This is a genomic window from Streptomyces subrutilus (assembly GCF_001746425.1).
GTDB lineage: Bacteria > Actinomycetota > Actinomycetes > Streptomycetales > Streptomycetaceae > Streptomyces > Streptomyces subrutilus_A.
Window position 1 is genome coordinate 6,687,673 of record NZ_MEHK01000001.1, and the last position, 21,324, is coordinate 6,708,996.

Genomic DNA, 21,324 nt, shown 5'->3' on the forward strand with positions numbered 1-21,324 from the left:
GGAGAAGCCCATGTGCCTGGCGGTTCCCGGACGAGTGCTCGACATCGGGGAGAGGGACGGCACCCGCATGGCGACCGTCGACTTCGGCGGCGTGCAGAAGGAGGTGTGCCTGGAGTATCTGCCGGACCTCCAGGTCGGCGAGTACGCCATCGTCCACGTGGGCTTCGCCCTCCAGCGCCTCGACGAGGAGTCGGCCCGCCAGACCCTCGAACTCTTCGAGCAGCTCGGCATGCTGCAGGAGGAGTTCGGCGACCCCTGGGAACAGGCCGCGGCCGCGGGCGGCGATCCCTGGCCCTTTTCCGACGACCCGGACGCAGCCGCAGCGCAGGAGGAAGCCCGCCCGTGAAGTACATCGACGAGTTCCAGAACCCCGAGCTCGCCCGCAGGCTGCTCGACGACATCCACGCCACCGTGACCCGCCCGTGGGCCCTGATGGAGGTCTGCGGCGGCCAGACCCACACCATCATCCGGCACGGCATCGACCAGCTCCTGCCCGAACAGGTGGAGTTGATCCACGGCCCGGGCTGCCCGGTGTGCGTCACCCCGCTGGAGGTCATCGACAAGGCCCTGGAGATCGCCTCCCGTCCGGACGTCGTCTTCTGCTCCTTCGGCGACATGCTGCGCGTGCCCGGCACCGGCCGCGACCTCTTCCAGGTGCGCAGCGAGGGGGGCGACGTACGGGTGGTGTACTCCCCCCTCGACGCGCTGCGGATCGCGCAGGAGAACCCGGGCCGCGAGGTGGTGTTCTTCGGCATCGGCTTCGAGACCACGGCGCCGCCCAACGCCATGACGGTGTACCAGGCCAGGAAGCTCGGCATCCGCAACTTCAGCCTGCTGGTCTCCCACGTCCGCGTCCCCCCGGCCATCGAGGCGATCATGCGCTCGCCCAGCTGCCGGGTCCAGGGCTTCCTCGCGGCCGGGCACGTGTGCAGTGTGATGGGCATGGGGGAGTACCCGGAGCTGGCGGCCCGCCACCGGGTCCCGATCGTCGTGACCGGCTTCGAACCGCTGGACATCCTCGAAGGCGTACGGCGCGCGGTACGCCAGCTGGAGCGCGGCGAGCACACCGTCGACAACGCCTACGCGCGCGCGGTGCGCCCCGAGGGGAACCCGGCCGCCCTCGCCATGCTGGAGGACGTCTTCGAGGTCACCGACCGGGCCTGGCGGGGCATCGGGGTGATCCCGGACAGCGGTTGGCGGCTGTCCTCGCGCTACCGGGAGTACGACGCCGAGCACCGCTTCTCGGTGACCGGCATCAACACCCTCGAACCCGCCGAGTGCCGTAGCGGCGAGGTGCTCCAGGGGCTGCTCAAGCCGCACGAGTGCGAGGCCTTCGGCACCCTGTGCACCCCGCGCAGCCCGCTCGGCGCCACGATGGTGTCCAGCGAGGGCGCGTGCGCCGCGTACTACCTGTACCGCCGGCTGGAACTCACTCCCGCCCGGACCGCCGTTTCGCCGGAGGCGAGCCCCGTTGCCTGAGACCGCACCGCACACGACCGCACTCGACATCACCGGCTGGACCTGCCCGGCCCCCCTGCGCGACCGCCCCCGCGTGGTGATGGGCCACGGCGGGGGAGGCGCGCTCTCGGCCGAACTGGTCCAGCACCTGTTCGCCCCCGCCTTCGGCGGCGAGGTCCTGGCCCAGCTCGGGGACTCGGCCGCGGTCACCCTGGGCGGGGTCCGGCTGGCCTTCTCCACCGACTCGTACGTCGTACGGCCGCTGTTCTTCCCGGGCGGCGGCATCGGCGACCTCGCGGTCAACGGCACGGTCAACGACCTGGCCATGAGCGGGGCCCGGGCCGCGTACCTCTCCTGCGGGTTCATCCTCGAAGAGGGCGTCGAGATGTCGGTGGTCGCGCGGGTGGCCGAGGCGCTCGGAGCCGCGGCGCGCGCCGCCGGGGTGGAGGTGGCGACCGGTGACACCAAGGTCGTCGAGGCGGGCCACGGCGACGGCGTCTACATCAACACCGCGGGCATCGGGCTCATCCCCGCGGGCGTGGACCTGCGCCCCCAGCGGGTCGTGCCCGGTGACGTCGTGATCGTCAGCGGCGAGATCGGCCTGCACGGGGTGGCCATCCTGAGCGTCCGGGACGGGCTGGAGTTCGGCGTGGACATCGAGAGCGACTGCGCGGCCCTGGGCGGTCTCGTCCAGGCCATGCTCGCCGTCACCCCGGACCTGCACGTCCTGCGCGACCCCACCCGCGGCGGTCTGGCGGCCTCCCTCAACGAGATCGCGGCGGCCTCCGGGACCGGCGTGGTCATCCAGGAGGGCCGGGTGCCGGTCCCCGCCGCCGTCGGGAACGCGTGCGCGATCCTCGGCCTCGACCCGCTGTACGTGGCCAATGAGGGCAAGCTGGTCGCGTTCGTGCCGCGCGAGCACGCGGACGCCGTGCTCGACGCCATGCGCGCCCACCCGCTGGGCCGGCACGCGGCGGTGATCGGCGAGGCCGTCGCCGACCACCCGGGCATGGTCGTGGCCCGTACGGGGCTCGGCGGCACCCGCGTGGTCGACCTGCCCATCGGGGAGCAACTGCCGCGCATCTGCTGATGCGGGCCGGGCAGGAGATGATGGAAGGGGCGAGGGCCGTTTCTGCGGAGGCCGGAGCGAGCGCGGAGGAGGTGTGCGTGCCATGACGGAGCACGACGGCGGTCCGTCGGCGCGGAATCTGGAGGAAGGCCGCCTGCTCAAGGAGCTGGAGGCCATCCACCGCACACGACACGAGACGCTGCTGCACGGGTCGGACGACGCCCTGGTCACCCACACGCAGCGGATGAACGAGCTGGAGCACGAGTACGTACGCCGCCACCCGCAGCGGGCCCAGACCCCCGGCCGCACCCGCTCGGGCGCCCGGGCCCGCGGGACGGGCGAGCCAGGCGGCGAATAGGCTCCGACCCGGCTCCGGCCCCGCCCCCGGACGGAGCCGGCGCCGGCGTCAGTCGTCGTTGTTCGTGTAGCGCATGCGCGCCCACAGCGGCAGGGCGAACCAGCACAGCAGGTACCAGGCCAGCACGCCGGCCACCAGCCAGGGCACGAAGGCGTTGTGCATGGCCACCCGCAGCACCAGCAGGAGCGCGGCGGTGAGCGTGGCCAGCAGCAGCAGGATCCCCGCGAACGTGAGCCGTGAGGCCCACACGACGGCCTCGGGCTTCATCCGGCGGCCCGAGACGATGCGGTGGAAGGCGACCGGCCCGATGAGCGCGCCGGTGGACAGGGATCCCAGGACCACGGTCACGATGTAGATCGTCTTGTCCGTCTGCGGCAGCCCCTGGAAGTGGGGGGTGAAGACGACGGTCAGCAGGAAGCCGAAGAGGATCTGCACGCCCGTCTGGGCGACCCGGATCTCCTGCACCAGCTCCTGCCACTGCCGGTCGGCGCGCTCTTCCTCGGTCTCGTCCCTGCCGTCACCCCGTGCGGCGTCGACTCCTTCTTCGCGCATGGCGCCTCCCGGTGGCGCTCTCGTTCCTCGTTTCGTCCATGGTCCCTCCAGCGTGAGCCGACGGCAGGGTCGGGACTGAAAAGTGCGTCACGTTTGCCTCTGATGAGACGATTTTGTATCGTTCGAGGTGAACGAGTCTCATCGTGATGTCCGAAGAGCAGCTGTCCGCTGAGCCCCCGGCTCGGCCCGCCCCCCTGCACCACCCCGAACGGAACCTCAGGCACCCCGCCGCGCTCGACCCCCGCCGGTGGATCGTCCTGGCGATCCTCTCCGGCAGCCTCCTGCTCCTCATGGCCGGCGGGCTCGCGGTCGCCGCGGCGGCCACGACCTGGGCGCTCATTCCGCGCGACCTCCAGCCCACCGAGAACCACTGATCCGCACCGACCCGTAGAGGGGCGCGGCGGGCGCCGGGCCCAGGGTGGTGGTGCCCGGCGCCGCCCGGTGGCCCAGGCCCGTGCGGTACACGTCCAGCGCCGCCTCGGTCCGGCCCGTCCGGCGCAGCAGATCGCCCAGCATCCGGCACAGGTCCGCGAGGTCACCGCTGGCTCCGCTGCGTTCCAGCAGCGCCAGCGCCTGCACGTAGTGCTCCTCTGCGCTCTCGGGCTCACCGCGCTCCTCGGCCATCAGGCCGAGGAGCCGGTGTGCGCCCGCGGCGTGCACCGCGCCGTGGCTGTCGCCCAGGTCCAGCAGGGCCGAGAGCAGCTCCGCCGCTTCCCCGGACCGGCCGAGCCGGCGCAGTACGTCCGCCAGCTCCACCTCCACCTGCGCCGTGTACAGGGCCGCGTGCCGGGCGGCCAGCATCTCCCGGGCCGTGCGCAGCTCGCGCTCCGCCGCCTCGAGTTCGCCGTTCTGCGCCTGCACGTATCCGCGCATCCAGTGGCAGTGCGCCAGATCGGTCCGCAGCCGCAGCTGCCCGTAGATCGCCTGGGCCTTGGCGAGCGAGGCGTCGGCGTCGGCCACCCGGCCCTCGGCCAGGAACGTCCGCGCCACCTGCCGGTGCATCCCCGCCACCAGCGCCGGATCGCTGACCTGCGGGGCGAGCGCGAGGGCGAGTTCGGCCGCGTGGGCGGCGCGGGCGTGGGCGCCCATGTCGATGTACGGCCCGATCACCGCGGCGTAGAGCAGGACCAGCGCCTCGGGGTCGGCCAGCCCGCTCGCGCCCAGCTCGTCGATGGCCGACTCCAGCAGGTAGCAGGCGTAGCGCAGCTCTCCCGCGAGCAGGTGGGCGACGGCGCGGCCGCGGATGGGGCGGGCCCGGCGGGTCAGCGGCTCATCGGCCAGCAGGCGCTCGGCCGCCTCGAAGTGGCCGATCGCATCGGGGAGTTCCCCCGATTCCAGGGCGCACTCGCCCAGTCCGATGAAGGCCTCCGCCTGCTCGGGGGCCAGCGCGAGCCGGCGCGCCTCGTCGAGCAGTCGCCGGTAGCGTGCGGCCGCGTCCCCGGCCTCGCCGGTGGCGAGGGTCTGCTGGGCCTCGGCGAGCGCCAGGCGCAGCTCGGTGGCCAGGTGGGCGGGGCGGCCGGTGGCCAGCTCCTCGTACGAGGTGCCCAGACGGCCGGCGAGGAAGCGCAGCGCGGTCTCGGACGGACGGACCCGGCCCGACTCCAGCGTGGAGATGTAGGCAGGCGTGTAATTGGGCTCCGCCAACTGCCGCTGTGTCAAGCCCAGTTCGGTGCGCATCCGCTGAACCCTGCTGCCGATGCGGGCCGGTTCGTCCATGGAATCCCCCTGGTTGCTCGAACTCCCCAGTATTCAGGGGGATCAGGTCATTGCGCACGCCCGGCGCGCCCCCTAGTTTAAGCAACCGATTCAGCAGACTTAACTCCTTGCTTAGCTTCCGTTCCAGGGGGAGGACTTCATGCGTCCAGTCAGAGGCCGGGTCAGGGGCCGGGTCAGGGGTCCGGCGCTGCGCGCCGCCCTGGCGGCGGCTTGTGCGGCCGCCGTCCTGGTGCCGTCCGCACCGGCCGGAGCCGCCGCCGCACCGCGGGCGGCCGGGGCCGGGATCGAGGTGGAGATACCGGGGCCGGAGCACGGCGGCGACGCCGGATCCGGTCACATCCGCGTACCGGCCGCCGGGGCCCGGGCGAAGACCGCGGGCGGCCTCTCCGAGGCCGAGCGGGCCGCCGACGGCGACGTCGCCAAGATGATCGACAACGGCCCCGCCGGCGACCGCCTCGACGTGGTCGTCGTCGGCGACGGCTACACCGCCGGCGAGCTGGAGCGGTTCCACTCCGACGCCCGGCAGAAGTGGGACGAGGTGACGGCTGTCGAGCCGTACACCACCTACCGGAACCTGTTCAACGTATGGACGGTCGACGCCGTCTCCCGGGAGTCCGGAGTCTCCGGCGACCCCGCCCCGGACGCCGTCCGCGACACCGCCCTCGGCTCGTACTTCTGGTGCGAGGAGATCGAGCGGCTGCTGTGCGTGGACCAGCCCAAGGTGGACGCGTACGTGGCGAAGGCGCCGGAGGCCGACCTGGTCATCGTGCTCGCCAACAGCGCCAAGTACGGGGGAGCGGGTTACAACGAACCCAGCGCCACCCTGGGCTACGAGGGGATATCGACCGCTTCGGCCGGCCACCCGAAGTCAGGTCAGGTGGCCATCCACGAGACCGGCCACTCGCTCGGCAAGCTCGCCGACGAGTACTTCTACGCCGGCGTCCCCGACTACGAGAAGTACACCGGCCCCGAGCCCGCCGAATCCAACAGCTCCGCCCTGACCGCCGACCGGATGGCCGCCCAGCGGGCCAAGTGGCACCGCTGGCTCGGCGAAACCTCCCCGGACGGCGGCACGGTCGGCGCGTACGAGGGCGGCGGCTACTTCGCCACCGGGCTGTACCGGCCCACGGACAACTCGCTCATGCGGGTGCTGGGCAAGCCCTTCAACCTGCCCGGAGTCGAAGCGATGATCGGCGGGTTCCACCGCCACGCACGGACCGTCACGCCGCTCACCCCGACCGACCGCACCCTGCGGCTGCGGCACACGGCGAAGGCGGCCGTGCCCAGGCTGGCCGGAGCGGACGGGCGCCAGCTCCTGGTCCGGTGGTACCTGGACGGCAGGGAGCTGAAGCGGTTCGAGGGCCGCACCGAGGTGGCGGTGGCGGACCTGTGGCTCTTCGACCTGCGCACCCACCGGCTCAAGGTCACCGCGGAGGACCGCACCCCGGCGGTACGCGACCCCGGCATCGCCCGCACCCTGCGGTCCGAGGCGCAGTGGCAGGTCCGCCTCTGATCCCTGCCGCCAGGTCCCTCAGACCCGGCGCCAGACGGCCATCGCCCAGGAGAACAGCCCGAACAGCATGAGCCCGGCGGCGACCAGCACGAGGAGCCACGGTCCCGCCGGGGTCTGGGCGAAGGCGCGGAGGGTGTCGTCGACACCCTTCGCCTCCGCCGGGTCGAAGCGCGTCGCCGCATAGACGAGGAAGCCGCCCGCCGCGGCGAACACGGCGCCGCGGGCCACGCCGCCGGTGACGCCGAGGAAGTCGACCCCCTTGCGGACCCCGTCGGACATCTGCTCCGTCTTCAGGTGCTTGCGGAACTTGCGCCGGGCCGCCCCTACGGCGATCACCACGCCTCCGACGGCGATCGCCGCACCGGCCAGGCCGACCCACCACGGACCGCCCGGCAGTTCCATGACCTTCGCCGTCACGTCGCGCGACTGCTCGTCGCTGGACCCCTGTCCGCCGGTCCCGGCGGCGAACGACAGCACCGAGAACGCGGCGACACCGTAGAACACGGCCCGCGCCGCCGCCGCCAGCCGCTTGCCGGCCTTGCCGCCGTCGGGGCCACCCGCGCCGAACACCGCCTCCGACAGCCGCCACAGCATCATGCACACCAGGCCGATGCCGACGGCCCACACCAGGAAGCCGCCGAAGGGCTGCCGGGTGAGCTCCTGCAACGCGCCCGTGCGGTCCGCCTCGGGCCCGCTCTCGCCGAACGCCACCCGCAGGGCGAGCACGCCGACGAGCACGTACAGCACGCCGCGTGCCGCCAGCCCGCACCGCGCCACCACTTCGCGGCCCGTACCGCCCTGGGAGGCCGTTCTCCGGCCCTCGTGCCGTGCACTTCGCAGCGGTGCACCCTCGTGTGTTCCCTCGCGACCCGTCATGACGCGCGGCTACCCGGGGCGGGCCGGTCCATGCTGGGCGCCACCGCGCGGCGAGAGCCCGAGGCCTCCTGGACGGCACACCGGCCGGCGGCCGCCGCGCAGGGGATCACGGGCGGCCACCGGCCGGGGGACAGGCCGGGGCACTACATCGGGTCCATGCCCCGGTCGTCCATCCGGCTCTCCTGCTCGCTCTGCTCCTGGAGGCGGCGCGCCTTGTCGCGCAGCCGCTGCTTCTCCTCCGGGTCCTGCGAGCGGTCCGCCGCATCGTTCAGTTCCTGGGCCTTGGCGCGCATCTGCTGGGACCGGCCGCGGGACTCGCCTGAAACGCTCATGATCGCTCCTTGGATCGGTGGGGGAGAGCGGGCGGATCCAGCGAAGCAGCGGGGCCGTGCGCCCGCATCTCGAACCGTCACCGAGCGTGACCCGCCCGGAGGCACGAACACGCCGTTCCCGGCCGCCAGGGCTTAGGCTCGGACCAGGGCTGACAAGGGGATGGTGTTCATGTGCCGCTGGCTCGCCTACTCGGGTTCACCACTGCTGCTCGACGCGGTCCTGTATCGCCCGGAGCACTCGCTCATCAACCAGAGCCTGTACGCGCGGATGGGTGTCGAGTCGACCAACGGTGACGGGTTCGGCGTCGGCTGGTACAGCGCGGACGGCAGCGGGGACGGCACCCCCGCCGTCTTCAAGGACACCGCGCCGGCCTGGAACAACCGCAACCTGCGGGAGCTGGCCGGGCACGTCCGCTCGCCGCTGTTCTTCGCGCACGTCCGCGCCTCCACCGGGTCCGCCATCCAGCAGACCAACTGCCACCCCTTCCGGCACGGTCGGTGGCTGTGGATGCACAACGGGGCGATCGCCGACTTCCACCGGCTCCAGCGCGACCTCTGCATGGCCGTGGACCCGGCCCTCTTCCCCTGCATCGAGGGCTCCACCGACTCCGAGGTGATGTTCTACCTGGCGGTCACCTACGGCCTCGACCAGGACGTGCCGGGCGCCGTGGCCCGCATGGTCGGCCTGGTGGAGCGGGTCGGCAAGGAGCACGGAGTGAGCGACCCGCTCCAGATGACGGTCGCGGTGAGCGACGGCGAGCGCCTGTGGGCGTTCCGCTACGCGAGCGAGGGCAAGTCCAGGTCGCTCTTCTACAGCAGCGCCGCCGAGACCGTCCGCCACCTCCACCCCGAGCTGCCCTTCCTCGGCGAGGTCTCCGACGCGACCCGGCTGGTGGTGTCCGAGCCGCTGGGCGACCTCCCCGGCGTGTGGAACGAACTGCCGGAAGCCAGCTACGCGGTGATCCCCGCCACCCCCGGCGTGGACTACCTGCCCTTCGTGCCCGAACCCTGAGAGGGACGGCCCCACTACGCCGGGTCCGCCGCCAGGGCGGTGGTCAGCGTGAAGAGGGCCCCGTCCGGATCGCGCAGCGCCACCCACCGCTCGGTGGCGTTCGACGTGATGTCCGAGACCATGCGCCCGCCGAGCTCCACGGCGGCCTCGATCGCGGGCCGCAGCCGGGGGACGCGGAAGTGGACGTGCCAGCGCGGCCGGGTGTGCGGGGAGTAGGCGGCCAGCTCCACCGGGCCGCTGTTGAGGCGGGCAACGGGCTCGCCGCCCTGCCGCAGCACCACCTGGTCCTCCTCGTAGGACACCTCGCAGCAGCCGGTGCGCCCGGTGGCCCACTCCAGCACCGCCCCGTAGAAGATCGCCGCGTCGAAGGCGTTCCTGGTGCGCAGCTCCAGCCAGGCCGGCGCCTGGTCCCTGCCCACCCGCCAGTGCGCGGCGACGGCCCCCTGCCAGATCCCGAAGACGGCGCCGTCGGGGTCGGCGACCAGCGCCGCGCGGCCCCCGGTGGCGAAGGAGACCGGCCCGACCGCGATGGTGCCGCTGCGCTCGCGGATGCGGTCCGCCGCCGCATCGGCGTCGTCGACGGCGAAGTACGGGGTCCAGGCCACCGCGACCCCCAGATCGGAGGCGAGCGCGCCGATGCCCGCGACCGGCACGCGGTCCCGTTCGGCGACCGAGAACGCGTCGCCGAGCCGGGCCCGCCGGAAGGGCCAGCCCACGACCGCACCGTAGAAGCGCTGCGCCGTGCCGAGGTCGCGGGCCATCAGGCTCACCCAGCAGGGGGCCCCGAAGACCTCCTTCGTCGATACCTTCACCGCTCGCTCCGTCCACGTGAGCCCCCGACCCGCACCACCGCCCCGCCCCTCGCCCTTCCACCGTCCCATTCTGGTCCTTTTCCGGAGGATCCACTCGACCGATGGGTTCGGGGACGTGGCCGTGCGGTCGCCACCAGTGAGCGGCGCACGGCGATAGCCTCGGAAGCCTCCGACGCGGACGCCACCCCGCCGGGCCCCGGAAGGCAGGTCTCCCATGGCGCGCTCCCAGGTCCCCGTGATCGATCTCGAGCCCTGGAGGTCGGGCGGGCCCGCCGCCCGGGCCCGTACGGCGGCACGCGTCGACGAGGCCCTGCGGGCCGCCGGGTTCCTCCTGGTGACCGGGCACGGAGTGGACCCGCAGCTGCCCGCGCGGATCAGGGCGGCCGCACGCGAGCTCTTCCTGCTGCCCGGCCGTGCCAAGGAGCCGTACGCGGTCCCGGTGGGCGGCCGCGGCTGGCTCGGCCCCGGCGCCGAGGCCAACAGCTACGCCGAGGGGACGGCTTCACCGCCCGACCTGAAGGAGTCCTGGTCCTGGGCGGCGGAGGACCCCACCGGCGTGCCCGCCGTGGACGCGGAGTGGTTCCGCCCCAACGCCTGGCCCGCGGAAGTGCCCTCGCTGCGGCCCCTGGTCACCGAATACGTGGGCCTGATGCGGGCCCTCTCCGACGAACTGCTGCGGCTGCTGGCCACCGCCCTCGGCCTCGACGAGGACCACTTCACCCGCCACACCTCCCACCCCACCTGGGGCTTCAACGTCAACTGGTACCCGGCCGCCGAGCTCGTCGGCCCCGCGCTGCCCGGCCAGTTCCGCATCGGGCCCCACACCGACTTCGGCACGGTCACGGTCCTCGACCGCCAGCAGGGCGCGGGCGGGCTGCAGATCCACACCGACGCCGACGGCTGGCAGGACGCCCCCTACGACCCGGCCGCGCTCACCGTGAACATCGGCGACCTGATGGCCCGCTGGACCGGCGACCGCTGGCGCGCCGGCCGCCACCGCGTCCTGCCGCCGCCCGCCGACGCCCCCGCGGAGGAGCTGATCTCGCTGGTCTACTTCTACGAATGCGACGCGCACACCCGCGTGGAGTCCCTGCCCGCGCCCCTCGGGCGCGTCGTGCACGAGCCCGTCGACTCCCATCTGTACCTGCGGGAGAAGCTGCGCGCCATCAGCGTCACCGACGGGAGTGCGACTTCCGGGTGACCCCGCACCCTTCCGGAGTGGGAGGGCCTCCTCCTCCTGTGAGCTGACGACCCGACAGGGCGGGCTCAGTAGTTTCGGAGGCATGAAGCGACGCCGAACCGCCACCGCCGCGGCCTTACTCGCCCTCCTCCTGCCGCTTCCCCTCGCGGCCGCCGGCACGGCCTCGGCCGCCGACGCCCCGTCCGCGGCCGAGAGCCGCCGCACCGCCTTGGAACTCCCGCGCCCCACCGGCCGTTTCGCCGTCGGGCAGGAGACGCTCCACCTCGTGGACCGCGACCGTACCGACCCGTGGGCGGGGTCCGGGCCGCGCGAGCTGATGGTCACCCTGCGCTACCCGGCGCAGAAGGGCACCGGCGGCCCCGTGCGCTACCTGACCCGCGAGGAGGCCCGGCTGCTGCTGGCCGACCGGGAGCTGGAGCAGGAGATCCGGGTCAAGGCCCTCGCCGGCACGGCCGTGCACGCCCGCTCCCAGGCCCGGCCCCTCGCCGGGCGGTACCCGTTGATCGTGCTCTCCCCGGGCTTCACCGTCCACCGTTCCACCCTCACCGCGCTGGCCGAGGACCTCGCCTCCCGCGGATACGTCGTCGCCGCCGTCGACCACGCGTACGAGAGCGTGGGCACCGCCTTCCCCGGCGGGCGCGTGCTGAAGTGCCTGGCCTGCGACAAGACGGAAGCGGGCACCCCCATGCGGGAGGTCAGCGACAACCGCGCCCGTGACGTGTCCTTCCTCCTGGACCGCCTCACCGGCCGCCACCCCGCCTGGCGCCACGCCGGCCTCATCGACACGAGCCGCATCGCCATGGCGGGCCACTCCATCGGCGGCGCCTCGGCGCTCGCCGCGATGGCCGCCGACCCGAGGGTCCGTGCCGGGATCAACATGGACGGCGGACTCGCCACGCCGGTCCCCGAGACCGGAATCGACGCGCGCCCCTTCATGCTGCTCGGCGCGCAGGACGGCGTCCCCGGGGGCAATGAGAGCTGGGACCGCGGCTGGCCCCGGCTCGACGGCTGGAAGCGCTGGATCACCTTCGCGGACTCCGGCCACTTCACCTTCAGCGACTTCCCGGCCCTCGCCGACCAGCTGGGCCTGCCCGACCCCGAGGCCCCGCTGCCCGGCGACCGCTCCGTCGAGCTGACCCGGCGCTACGTCGCCGCCTTCTTCGACCAGCACCTCAAGGGCAGGCCCCAGCCCCTCCTGGACGGTCCGTCCCCCGAGGCGCCGGAAGTCCGCTTCCACACCCCCTGAACGACCGCTCAGACCACCGTCACCGGGTGCCGCACGACCGCGTCGAACAGATAGCCCTGCGTGTTGTGCGGGGTCGTCGCGGGCTGCGTACGCCCGGTGGCGTCGGTCGCCCGGGCCAGCAGCGCGGTGGCACCCGTGGCCCGCGGGGTCCACGGCACCGACCAGCGCACCCAGCTGCCCCGGCGCGGCGCGTCGTGCAGCCGGGCCCGCTGCCAGCGGACACCGCCGTCGGTGCTGACCTCCACCCGCTCCACCGGCGCGGCCGCCGACCAGGAACGCCCGGTCAGCAGCCGCGTCCGGTGCACGGGCAGGACGCCCCCAGCGCGAGCTCGAAGGCGCTCTTGAGGGTCTGCCGGCCCATCGGCGCCCCCTCCGGCGCGTAGGCGGGCCCGAACAGCCGGTACGTGTCGGTGTTCCACGGCGAGTACAGCGGCGCGTCGCCGACCTCGATGTCCCCGACCCATTTGATCGAGGAGATGCCGATCCAGTCCGGTACGACGAGGCGGACCGGGCCGCCGTGGTCGGGCGGCAGCGGCTGCCCGTTCATCTCGTAGGCGAGCAGGACGTCGTCCAGCGCCTTCGACACCGGCAGCGGGCGCCGCACCCGCCCCAGATTCACCCCGTTGGCGACCACCTCGTCGTCCAGCCCCCGCGGCAGCACGTCGACGGCGGCGCGCGTCACACCCGCCTGCCGCAGCACGTCCGACAGCCGCGCGCCGCGCCAGCGCGCGACGCCGATCGCGCCCAGGGTCCAGGCGGTGCCGCTGACCTGCTCGCCCTGCTGCGTGGTGTAGAAACTGCGGCCGTTGCCCGCGCACTCGATGAACACCGTCCGCTCCACCGCCCGCAGCGCGCGCAGCCGGTCGTACGAGAATTCCACCGGCCCGCCCGCCAGGCCGTCGCCCCACACCGTGAGCCGCCAGGAGTCCGCATCGATGCGCGGGGTGGAGGTGTGGTTCCGTACGAAGAACCGATCGACGGGAGTCAGCGGGCCGGTGCCGCGCAGGGCGGCGAAATTGGTTTCCGCGTTGGTGCCCCGGATCGTGAACAGCTCCGGCGGCAGCGGCTTGACCGTACCGGGCACGGCGGCCGGGTCCGTGGCGGCGGCCGCGGCGCCGGCGGATCCCAGGCCCACCGCCCCGGCCGCCGCCCCGGCCGCGAACAGCCTGAGCAGGTCGCGGCGGTCCACTCCGGCGGAGCGGGCACGGCCGCGCGCCCACTGGCGCAGGCGCGCGCGGTCGTACCGGCTCTCGTCCGACAGGTCGAGGGGCATGCGGGGACACTCCTTGCTGGTCAGGGTTCCCGACGGACGGTAGGCCCGGCGGTAGGCCGCCGGAAGCTACCCGCCCCGATGGCCACGAACCCGCAACACGACCGCAATGGCCGGGACCCGATTACCGTCGGCCGCCAGTGTTCGGCAGGATGGGCCGCATGACCGAGATCCTCACCCCCCGCCTCATCCTGCGCCGCTGGACCGACGACGACCTCGTCCCCCTCTCCGAGATCAACGGGGACCCGGAGGTGATGCGCTGGATCGGCGACGGCTCGGTGCGCGACCTCGAGGAGACCGCCGAGGACATCGAGCGCTGGGAGGAGGAGTGGGACGAGGAGGGCTTCGGCCTCTTCGCCGTCGAGCTCCTCGGGTCGGGCGAGCTCATCGGCGTCGTCGGCTTGTCGGTGCCCGAGTACCTGCCCGAGGTGCTCCCGGCCGTCGAGATCAGCTGGCGCCTCGGCCGCCAGTACTGGGGCCAGGGCTACGCCTCCGAGGCCGCCCACGCCACCTTGGAGTACGCCCTCCAGGACCGGGGGCTGGACCGGGTCGTCGCGGTGAACCGGGTCGGCAACGAGGAGTCCGAGAACGTGATCCGCAAGCTGGGCATGGTCACCGAACGCGACACCGCGCACCCCGAGTACGGCCACCTCCTGCGGATCCACGCCATCGACCTCACCGAGTACGAGGCCTGAGGCCCACGGGCCGGTCCGGCCGACGGATCTAGCCCGGCGTGCTTCCCGGGGCCTGGGCCGCGTGGCCCGCGCGGACCGCTTCGAGGGCCGCCGCGTGCAGGGCGGCCGGGTCGCCGTGGTGGGGCCGGGGGCTGCCGGTGAGCGTGTACCACTCGTCGGCGTCCTTGTACTGGACCTCGAACCGGGCCAGCCCCCCGTCCACGGCCGTGGTGCACAGGGTGAGCGGGCCGGTGATGACGCCGACCTCGTCGGTCATGGCGCCGCCCGGCCCGGCGAGCACCTCGTCCCGCCACCGCTGTCCGCCGGTCATGAGGCGCACGTGTCGAGCATGGTCGCGAGCATCTTCTTCTCCGGTCCGGTGACGGTCAGCCCGTAGGCCGATTTGACGGTGGTCCAGGCCCGCCCGTACTGGCACCAGGCCGACTTGTCCGGCGGCTGCCACAGGTCGGGACTCTGGTCGCCCTTCGACCGGTTCGAGGCGGCGGTCACGGCGAGCAGCTGGGGGTGGGCGAGATCGTTCGCGAAGGCCTTGCGCCGGGCGGCGTCCCAGCCGGCCGCGCCGGAGCGCCAGCCCTCGGCGAGGGGCACCACGTGGTCGATGTCCATCCTGGCCGCGTCCGTGACGGCCACCCCGTCGTAGAAGCTCTTCCACGCGCCGGACACGGCCCGGCACTCGGCGTCCCGCTTCACGTCGGTGCCGTCCCGCTCGAGGACGACCTCGCGGGTGTCGCACTTGTCGCCCTGCTGCGCCCAGTGCGTGAACTTGTCCCGGCTGTACCCGGCCATCGTGCCGACCGGCGCCACCTTCAGCGCGGCCAGCTGCGTACGGGCCACGGCCTCGGTGACCATGCCGGGCAGTACGTCCCCGCCGGCGGGTGCGCCGCCCGGGGCGGGTGGCGCACCGCGCGTGGCCGACGCCCCGGGGCCGGGGCCCGCGCCCTTGTCCGCGCCGGGGACGGCCGGATCGGCGCAGCCGGCCAGGGCCAGCAGCAGCGAGGCCGCCAGCACCGCACCGGACGCCCGTATCTGACGAACCATGGACCCCACCCTCAACCGACTGCGTGTCAACGTCCCCTGAACACTACCCAGAACCGGACAAAGAACCGACCACCCACCCTCCGGCGGGCGTTGTCAGTGGCGCTCGCTAGTCTCCCGGCATACCGCAGCTCAGGGGGGTCACCACCCCCTTGTCCGGGCTGCGCGGACAGGGCCGGGACAGGCGGAGGGACACGGGCTGATGGCATGGGTGGCAGCGGGCGAGGGGTACGAGATCGCCCTCGTGGAGGGGCGGGTGGCGGCGCGGTCCGCCACGGGCCGGTCCGCCGGGCGGCAGTTGAAGACCTTGCCCAAGGCGCTGAAGGACCATCCCGAGGTGGACCGGCTGCGCCGGCTCGCCGAATGGCTCGACCGGCACGAGGCGGCCTGCGTCGCCCAGGTCGACACCTGGATGGTGTCCTCGCTGCCCGTGCCGACCGCGCTGCTCGCCCGGGTGTGGCCGGACGAGGCCTGGCAGAGCGCCCTGCGCGACCTGGCCGTCGTCGGCGACGACCCGGACGAGGTGGGCTTCCTGCGGGACGCCACCGAGTCCGGTGAGCTCAAGGTGGTCAACCTCGACGGCGAGACCGTCCGGCTGTCGCCGCGCACGGTGCTGCTGCCGCACCCCGTGCTGCTGCCCGACCTGGAGGACGTACGGGACTTCGCGGCAGAACTGGGCATCGTGCAGCGGGTCGAGCAGATCCACCGCGCCACCTGGCAGAAGCCGGCCGGGCTCGCCGACACCGCCACCGAGGTGAAGGACTACGCCGGCGGGGTGTTCCCCAACCGGTTCAGCCTCGCCGCGCGGGCGACGGGCCTCGGCTACCGGGTCTCCGGCGGCTACGCCACCTGCAAGGTCCGCGACACCGGCCGGGCCACGGAGGCCGCGGTGTGGATCGGCGAGCCCTATTACGACGAGGAGACCAGCACCGGCGCACTGACCTGGCACGACGGGGAGGGCCGGACCGTGCGCCCGGCCGAGGTCGGACCGGTGGCCTGGTCCGAGGGCATGAGGATGGCCGCGGCACTGTACGCCGGGCGCAAGATCGAGGAGGGCGGGGACGCGTGAGCACCACGGACAACACCAGCACCAGCACCACGGACACCGGGAAGGACGGCGCGCCCGTGAGCGAGGCCGAACTGCTGCTCAGGGCCGGCGCGGTGCTGCCGCTCGGCACCCCGGACGCGGGCCGCACCGCCGTCGACCTGACCGCGCGCTCCTACCGCCACCCCGCCCTCGGTGACGACCGCGTCGTCGTCCGGCTGGCCGCCGCCGAGCTCGGCGCGGCCGAGGACCTCGCCGCCGGGTTCCTCGGCCTGGTACCGGAGCAGGCCGAGCCGCCCGTCGTCGGCCTCGGTCACCGCCAGGCACTCGGCTTCCCCGAATGGGTCCTCGTCCACCACCCCGAGGACGGCCACCACGCCCTCGCCGTCGTACCCGAACTCGACCGCATCAGCCGCCAGGCCAAGACGAAGCCCAAGGCCGCCCTCGACGCCTGCCTCGAACTGGCCGGCCGGCTCGCCGCCTCCGTGCCGCACTTCCTGCCCGTCTTCCACGAGCAGGCCGCGCGCACCTTCCTGGCCGTCGAGAACACCACCTACGCCGCCCAGCTGTTCGGCCGCGCCCGCGCCGCCGAAGCCCAGCACGGCCTGAGCGTCGACGAGGACCGGCTCGACGCCGTCTTCCTCGAATTCGCCCTGGCCGGCGCCCTCCCCGTGAAGGTCCTCACCGGCTACGGCAGGGAACTCGCCCTCCGGGTCAGCCCCGCCGAGGCCTACCGGCGCTTCCGCCGCCTGTGCGTGCGCCGCACCGCCGGAGGGCTGCCGCCCTCCGCCCAGGCCGCCACCGAACTGCGCCGCCTGGCCCGGGCCGCCGGCCTGGCCGGCACCGAACCCGAGCAGGACTACCTCGCCGAACTGCTGCCCCTGCCCGCCACCCTGCGCGCCCCGCTCGGCTGGTGGAAGGCCCACCGCGCCGCCCTCGTCGAGCTGGCCCGCCGGGTGCCCTCCGTACGCGGCACGCTCCTCGGGCTGACCCCGCCCGGCGGCGGCGACAGCGTCGAGCTCACCGGCCTGTGGCTGGACGTCCTGGAGCGGTCCGGCGCCACCGCCGGCCTGGAATCCGAGGACGTTCCCGCCGACCAGCGCTGCGCCGACGGCACCGCCGGCTGGCTGGAGCGCTTCCACGCCGCCCGCCACGCCGGCTGGGGCCGGCGCACCACGCCGGCCGTCCTCCTCGACCTCGTCGAACGCTGCGCACCGCAGCTGCGCGCCGAACTCGCCCGGCCCGGCCGCGAAGCGGGCCTGCGCGTCGGCGTCCAGGACGCCGACTTCCTCGACCTGCTGCTCACCCTGGGCGTCCCCATCGCCGACCCCGACACCAGCGATCGCAGGCACCGCCACGACCGGCTGAACCTGGTGGACTGGGCCGGCTCCGAGCAGCGCCGCGACCTGCTCGCCCTCGCCGCGGACGAGCGGTTCCACCCCGCCTTCCACCGCGCGCTCAACAGCCTCGGCGAGAGCGGAGACGACGTCATCCGGTGCGTCGCCGCCGCGCCCGGCGGCCGCCCGCTGCTGACCGAGTGGGTGCGCGGCGTCGCCCGCGCCTCCACCGCCGCCGGGCTGCCCGGAGTCCCCGACGCCATCCAGCGCCTGACCTGGCTCCCCGTCGAAGCCCTCGAACTCGCCCCCGAGGAGGTGGCCGAAGCGGCCGCCGCCGACCTCGCCGAAACCCTCGCCCGCACCCTGCGCGGCGGCCTCTTCGAAGAACTCTCCTGGCCCTCCTGGGAGAGCGCCGTGGCCGAACTGGCCACCCGGGACCGGCGCGGCCTGACCGTCGTCGAAGCCTGGCCCCACCTCATCGTCGCCAACTCCACGCAGGCCCGGGTCATCGACGCCGACTCCACCGTGCTCACCCATGACCTGCGGATCCCCCACGGCAACCAATACAGCCACGGATTCCACTACGTCGACGGCGAACTGCTGGTCTTCTGGAACTCCTGGAACACCAACGAGACCCAGGGCTACTGGCACACCTCGCCCGACACCGTCCTCACCCTCGACACCGACCGCCGGCACTGGCAGCTGCGCTCCGAACACCTGAGCCTGCCGCTCCCAGGCGGCGGCCGCGCCACCGGCGGCGGCATCCTGCACCGCGGCGACACCAAGCTGCCCGACGAGCGGGCCATGCTGTCCGACGGCACCTCGTACTGGGTATGGCAGCACAGGGACCAGGCCGAGGAGCGGGGCTGGCGCGAGTACGACCCCGCCACCGGCGAACTCGGCCGGTTCTCCCTGCCCGCGTTCTTCACCGACACCGCCTCCGGCGGGCAGCCGTCGCACGCCAGGTCCTCCTGCCGGCTGCGGCCCGCGCCCACCGTGCCGGACTCGGTGCTCGGCGCACCCGCCGACGGCCTGCTCGGCTGGCGCACCACCCGCGTCCCCGGCGACGGCTGGCGCGGAACCGACACCGGCGGGCGCACCGTCACCGCCCCCGAAGGCGCCAACATGCCGCTCGCGGCGCTCGCCTTCCCCGGCGACGAACGGCCGCGCGCCCTGTCGGCCCACTACCGCGAGCTGCGCATCAGCGACCCCGACGGGGTGGTCACCGCCACCTCGCGCGACGACGAGCGGCGCGTGCCCTTCTCCACCGGCAGCGTCGACCTCCCCCCGCTCTCCCACTGGTACGCCCTGCGCCCCCGCGACCCCGAGGGCTCGGCCGCGCTGCGCACCGCCGACCGGGAAACGGTCGCCGCCCTGCTCAAGTCCGCCGCCGCGGCGGAGAAGGCCGACGACCTGCCCGCCCTGGTGAACGCGGCCCTGCCCCAGGTCACCGCTCCCGCGCTGACCGGCGGCATCATCGAGGTCCTGCGGTTCACCCTCGTCCAGCAGAAGGCCCTCGACAAGATCGCCGCCCGGCTGCGCCAGGACGCCGGAGCCGCGGAGACCGGCCCCCAGGGCCCCACCGACCAGCTGATCGACCAGGCGCTGAGCGGACTCACGGGCACCGGCTACTACCGCCGCGGCGCCGACACCGACGCCGCCCACCGCTTCCTGCGCGAACTCGCCGCCGCCCGCGCCGACACCGAGGCGGCCGCGGTACCCGGCCGGCTGCACTTCGACGTGCCCGCACTGCCCTACTCCGCGCTGCCCTGGACCCCGCTGCTCGACCAGCCCGCCGCCGTCGCCTACCGCGCCGTCGCCGCCGGGACCACCGACGAGGAGCGCGCCGCCCTCGTCAGCCTGCTCCGCGAGATCGACGCGGCGGGCCTGGCCTCCGCCGAGGGCTCCGCGGACCGCTGGCGCCGGGTCCTCGTCCACCTCGACCGGCGCCACCTGCGCGACCCCGACGGATCCGAGCGCCACGTCCACCTGCGCGCCGTACTCCCGCTCGGCGGCGGAGCCGTCCTCGCGACGACCGAGCACACCGCGTCCGTCCCCGACGGCCACGAGTTCGGCGCCCTGCTCCACGACCCCGCCGGCCGCTTCACCGTCCCCGGTCCCTACACCCTGCGCGGCGACGCCCCGGTGGGCGACCCCGAGCGCGGCCCCGACTGGCTGGCACGCTTCCTCACCGAAGCCGCCGACCGGGGCCCCGCGCCCTTCCGCCCCGAAGCCGCGGAGGAGTTCGCCCGGCTCACCGGGGTCTCCACGGCACTGGCCCGGCTCGTCGTCGCCGCCCTGCCCTCCGTCGAGAGCTGGGCGAGCAACTTCCTCCCCCCCGAACTGCGCACCCTCCTCGGCGTCAAGGCAACCGAAGCGGCCCACGCCCGCGACGAGCTCAAGAGCCTCGACGTCGAGGTCCGGCGGGCCGTCGTCGCCGCGCTGCTGCCCGCCGACCCGGCCCTCCTGTGGACCGAGGGCCCCGACGCGGCCGCCGCCGCCGAGATGTGGAACCGGCGCGTCGGCCGCCGCACGCCGGTACCCGACTGGCTGCTCACGGAGGGCGCGCGGGCGCTGCGCACCGGCTGGGCCGTGCCCCGCGCCCTGTCCGCGCTCCTCGACCCGGCCGCTTCCCCGGAGCTCTCGGCCGATGTGGCGTGGACGGTGAAGGGCGACCACGTGGAGCCCCGCGAGCCGGCCACCCGCCCCTTCACCTCGGCCGTCCTGACCGCCGCCCTGGGCACGATGGCCTGGCTCGCCCACCGGCTGCCCGCGGGCGACCCCGTACGAGCCGCCCTGCCGCCCGCGCTGACGGCCGTACGGCAGCGGCTCGCCGCCCCCGAACTGCTCCTCGAGCTCGGGCACTACGCCGACCTCACCGACTTCCGGAAGGCGGCGGGCACACCGACCGAGACCGGCGAGGGCTTCGAGCGCTACGGCGCGGTGGTCATGGCCACCCACGACCACCGGCCGCGGCCCGCGCTGCGCCCGGCGCTGCTCGACTCCACCGGCTCCGACCCCTACCTGGCCGTCCTGCGCGGCGACGACCAGCGACCCTCCGCGATCGAGACGGCCCTGCGCACCGCCGTCGACCCGCGCTTCGCCGCCCTCCTCGCCGACCCGGGCGCCCCGGCGGCGGGCACCGTCGACCAGGACGGCACCTGGTGGCCGCAGGACCCCGGCCGCTCGGTCCCCGACCTGGTGGCGCAGGCCGCCGGGGAACTCGGGCTCGGCGCCGACGCGGCCACCCTCTACCTGATGCTGCTCGCCATGCCCGACCCCACCGACCGCAACCCCGCGCGCTGGCCCGGCGGGAAGCCGGCCCGCCTCAAGGCCGCCCGCGCCGAACTGGCCGCCACCGACCTGGTGGTGTCGGCCGGCCGGAGCCGGGCCGGGCGCTCGCTGTTCCTGCCGGGCGGCTGGGCGGACATGCCCTCGCCGGTGCTTCCGGTGGAGCAGTGGAAGCTCTCGATGTACGGGCACCGGCTGCTGGTGCCGCTGGTACCCGTCGAGCCGGCCGCGGACCTCTACCGCAAGGCCTGGCAGCGGGTCCGCGAGGGCGACTCCCCGCGCTTCGAGGAGCTCCAGGTGAAGCGCACGCGCGGCCGCGCCCGCAGGGGGTGAGCCCGGCCGGGCCCGACGGCCCGGCCCGTCTCCGTACCGCGGCGGTCCCGGCGCGGCGCATGCCTGGCCCTTCGTCCCTCGCCCGTCGCTTTCCGACGGGGGCGCGGGGCGAGGGGCGGGGGTGTGCCGCGCCCCGGCTGCTCGTCTTCCGCCCGCAGCGGTCCGCCCGCACT

The 21,324-nt window shown here is 74.3% G+C and carries 19 protein-coding genes and 1 pseudogene; 12 read left to right on the forward strand and 8 right to left on the reverse strand.

The features are described from left to right. Positions 1-10: 10 nt before the first annotated feature. The 4 genes from BGK67_RS30470 (at position 11) to BGK67_RS30485 (ending at position 2,885) form a co-directional block, all read left to right on the forward strand. Positions 11-346: a HypC/HybG/HupF family hydrogenase formation chaperone gene (locus BGK67_RS30470; protein ID WP_079154460.1), complete on the forward strand. Its 336-nt coding sequence runs from the start codon at positions 11-13 to the stop codon at positions 344-346. Next, entirely contained in the window at positions 343-1,479 is a 1,137-nt protein-coding gene (gene hypD, locus BGK67_RS30475) for a hydrogenase formation protein HypD (RefSeq protein WP_069923091.1), read from the forward strand. Before BGK67_RS30470 ends, hypD begins: the two co-directional genes overlap by 4 nt. After that, on the forward strand, positions 1,472-2,548 hold the full coding sequence (hypE, locus tag BGK67_RS30480) for a hydrogenase expression/formation protein HypE (RefSeq protein WP_069923092.1): 1,077 nt from the start codon (positions 1,472-1,474) through the stop codon (positions 2,546-2,548). The genes hypD and hypE overlap by 8 nt, the downstream gene beginning before the upstream one ends. 82 nt (positions 2,549-2,630) lie before the next feature. Further along, positions 2,631-2,885 (forward strand): DUF6158 family protein, encoded by a 255-nt coding sequence (locus tag BGK67_RS30485; protein WP_069923093.1) that lies wholly within the window; start codon positions 2,631-2,633, stop codon positions 2,883-2,885. A 48-nt stretch (positions 2,886-2,933) separates the two neighbouring features. Here the strand turns inward: BGK67_RS30485 and BGK67_RS30490 are convergent, their stop codons facing one another. Beyond that, positions 2,934-3,437 (reverse strand): DUF6328 family protein, encoded by a 504-nt coding sequence (locus tag BGK67_RS30490; protein ID WP_069923094.1) that lies wholly within the window; start codon positions 3,435-3,437, stop codon positions 2,934-2,936. A gap of 146 nt (positions 3,438-3,583) precedes the next feature. Here BGK67_RS30490 and BGK67_RS30495 point away from each other — a divergent pair, with 146 nt between their 5' ends. Then, complete coding sequence (locus tag BGK67_RS30495; RefSeq protein ID WP_069923095.1) at positions 3,584-3,811, forward strand: hypothetical protein; 228 nt, start codon at positions 3,584-3,586, stop codon at positions 3,809-3,811. Here BGK67_RS30495 and BGK67_RS30500 read toward each other — a convergent pair. Next, positions 3,774-5,153 (reverse strand): helix-turn-helix domain-containing protein, encoded by a 1,380-nt coding sequence (locus tag BGK67_RS30500; RefSeq protein ID WP_069923096.1) that lies wholly within the window; start codon positions 5,151-5,153, stop codon positions 3,774-3,776. The two genes, BGK67_RS30495 and BGK67_RS30500, sit on opposite strands and share 38 nt — an antisense overlap. A gap of 139 nt (positions 5,154-5,292) precedes the next feature. On the opposite strand from BGK67_RS30500, the gene BGK67_RS30505 reads away from it, so the two are divergent. Continuing rightward, a complete protein-coding gene (locus BGK67_RS30505) occupies positions 5,293-6,666 on the forward strand; it encodes a M64 family metallopeptidase (RefSeq protein WP_069923097.1) in 1,374 nt (457 codons plus the stop codon). Between the two features lie 18 nt (positions 6,667-6,684). Here the strand turns inward: BGK67_RS30505 and BGK67_RS30510 are convergent, their stop codons facing one another. Next, the gene (locus BGK67_RS30510; RefSeq protein WP_079154461.1) at positions 6,685-7,542 is read right to left on the reverse strand and encodes a DUF1206 domain-containing protein; all 858 of its coding nucleotides are present in this window, start codon (positions 7,540-7,542) and stop codon (positions 6,685-6,687) included. Between the two features lie 143 nt (positions 7,543-7,685). Then, positions 7,686-7,874 (reverse strand): DUF6381 family protein, encoded by a 189-nt coding sequence (locus BGK67_RS30515; RefSeq protein WP_069923099.1) that lies wholly within the window; start codon positions 7,872-7,874, stop codon positions 7,686-7,688. Between the two features lie 169 nt (positions 7,875-8,043). On the opposite strand from BGK67_RS30515, the gene BGK67_RS30520 reads away from it, so the two are divergent. Next, the gene (locus BGK67_RS30520; protein WP_069924221.1) at positions 8,044-8,886 is read left to right on the forward strand and encodes a class II glutamine amidotransferase; all 843 of its coding nucleotides are present in this window, start codon (positions 8,044-8,046) and stop codon (positions 8,884-8,886) included. Between the two features lie 14 nt (positions 8,887-8,900). On the opposite strand, the gene BGK67_RS30525 is transcribed toward BGK67_RS30520, so the two are convergent. Continuing rightward, positions 8,901-9,647 (reverse strand): glyoxalase/bleomycin resistance/extradiol dioxygenase family protein, encoded by a 747-nt coding sequence (locus tag BGK67_RS30525; protein WP_069924222.1) that lies wholly within the window; start codon positions 9,645-9,647, stop codon positions 8,901-8,903. A 265-nt stretch (positions 9,648-9,912) separates the two neighbouring features. Between BGK67_RS30525 and BGK67_RS30530 the strand changes: the two genes are divergently transcribed. Together BGK67_RS30530 and BGK67_RS30535 are read left to right on the forward strand one after the other, a co-directional pair. Beyond that, on the forward strand, positions 9,913-10,899 hold the full coding sequence (locus tag BGK67_RS30530) for an isopenicillin N synthase family dioxygenase (protein ID WP_069923100.1): 987 nt from the start codon (positions 9,913-9,915) through the stop codon (positions 10,897-10,899). Between the two features lie 82 nt (positions 10,900-10,981). Continuing rightward, the gene (locus tag BGK67_RS30535) at positions 10,982-12,145 is read left to right on the forward strand and encodes an alpha/beta hydrolase family protein (RefSeq protein WP_069923101.1); all 1,164 of its coding nucleotides are present in this window, start codon (positions 10,982-10,984) and stop codon (positions 12,143-12,145) included. Between the two features lie 8 nt (positions 12,146-12,153). Here BGK67_RS30535 and BGK67_RS30540 read toward each other — a convergent pair. Continuing rightward, positions 12,154-13,418, reverse strand: a pseudogene (locus tag BGK67_RS30540) (sulfite oxidase). A 158-nt stretch (positions 13,419-13,576) separates the two neighbouring features. Here BGK67_RS30540 and BGK67_RS30545 point away from each other — a divergent pair. After that, complete coding sequence (locus BGK67_RS30545; protein ID WP_069923102.1) at positions 13,577-14,110, forward strand: GNAT family N-acetyltransferase; 534 nt, start codon at positions 13,577-13,579, stop codon at positions 14,108-14,110. Between the two features lie 28 nt (positions 14,111-14,138). Here BGK67_RS30545 and BGK67_RS30550 read toward each other — a convergent pair whose 3' ends face one another. Both BGK67_RS30550 and BGK67_RS30555 read right to left on the reverse strand, forming a co-directional pair. Beyond that, a complete protein-coding gene (locus BGK67_RS30550) occupies positions 14,139-14,420 on the reverse strand; it encodes a hypothetical protein (RefSeq protein ID WP_069924223.1) in 282 nt (93 codons plus the stop codon). Then, the gene (locus BGK67_RS30555; protein WP_244291358.1) at positions 14,417-15,148 is read right to left on the reverse strand and encodes an HNH endonuclease family protein; all 732 of its coding nucleotides are present in this window, start codon (positions 15,146-15,148) and stop codon (positions 14,417-14,419) included. The genes BGK67_RS30550 and BGK67_RS30555 overlap by 4 nt, the downstream gene beginning before the upstream one ends. A 199-nt stretch (positions 15,149-15,347) precedes the next feature. Here BGK67_RS30555 and BGK67_RS30560 point away from each other — a divergent pair, with 199 nt between their 5' ends. Together BGK67_RS30560 and BGK67_RS30565 are read left to right on the forward strand one after the other, a co-directional pair. Continuing rightward, entirely contained in the window at positions 15,348-16,214 is an 867-nt protein-coding gene (locus BGK67_RS30560) for a DUF4132 domain-containing protein (protein WP_069923103.1), read from the forward strand. Beyond that, positions 16,211-21,151: a DNA-binding protein gene (locus BGK67_RS30565; RefSeq protein ID WP_432215491.1), complete on the forward strand. Its 4,941-nt coding sequence runs from the start codon at positions 16,211-16,213 to the stop codon at positions 21,149-21,151. The genes BGK67_RS30560 and BGK67_RS30565 overlap by 4 nt, the downstream gene beginning before the upstream one ends. Positions 21,152-21,324: the final 173 nt, after the last annotated feature.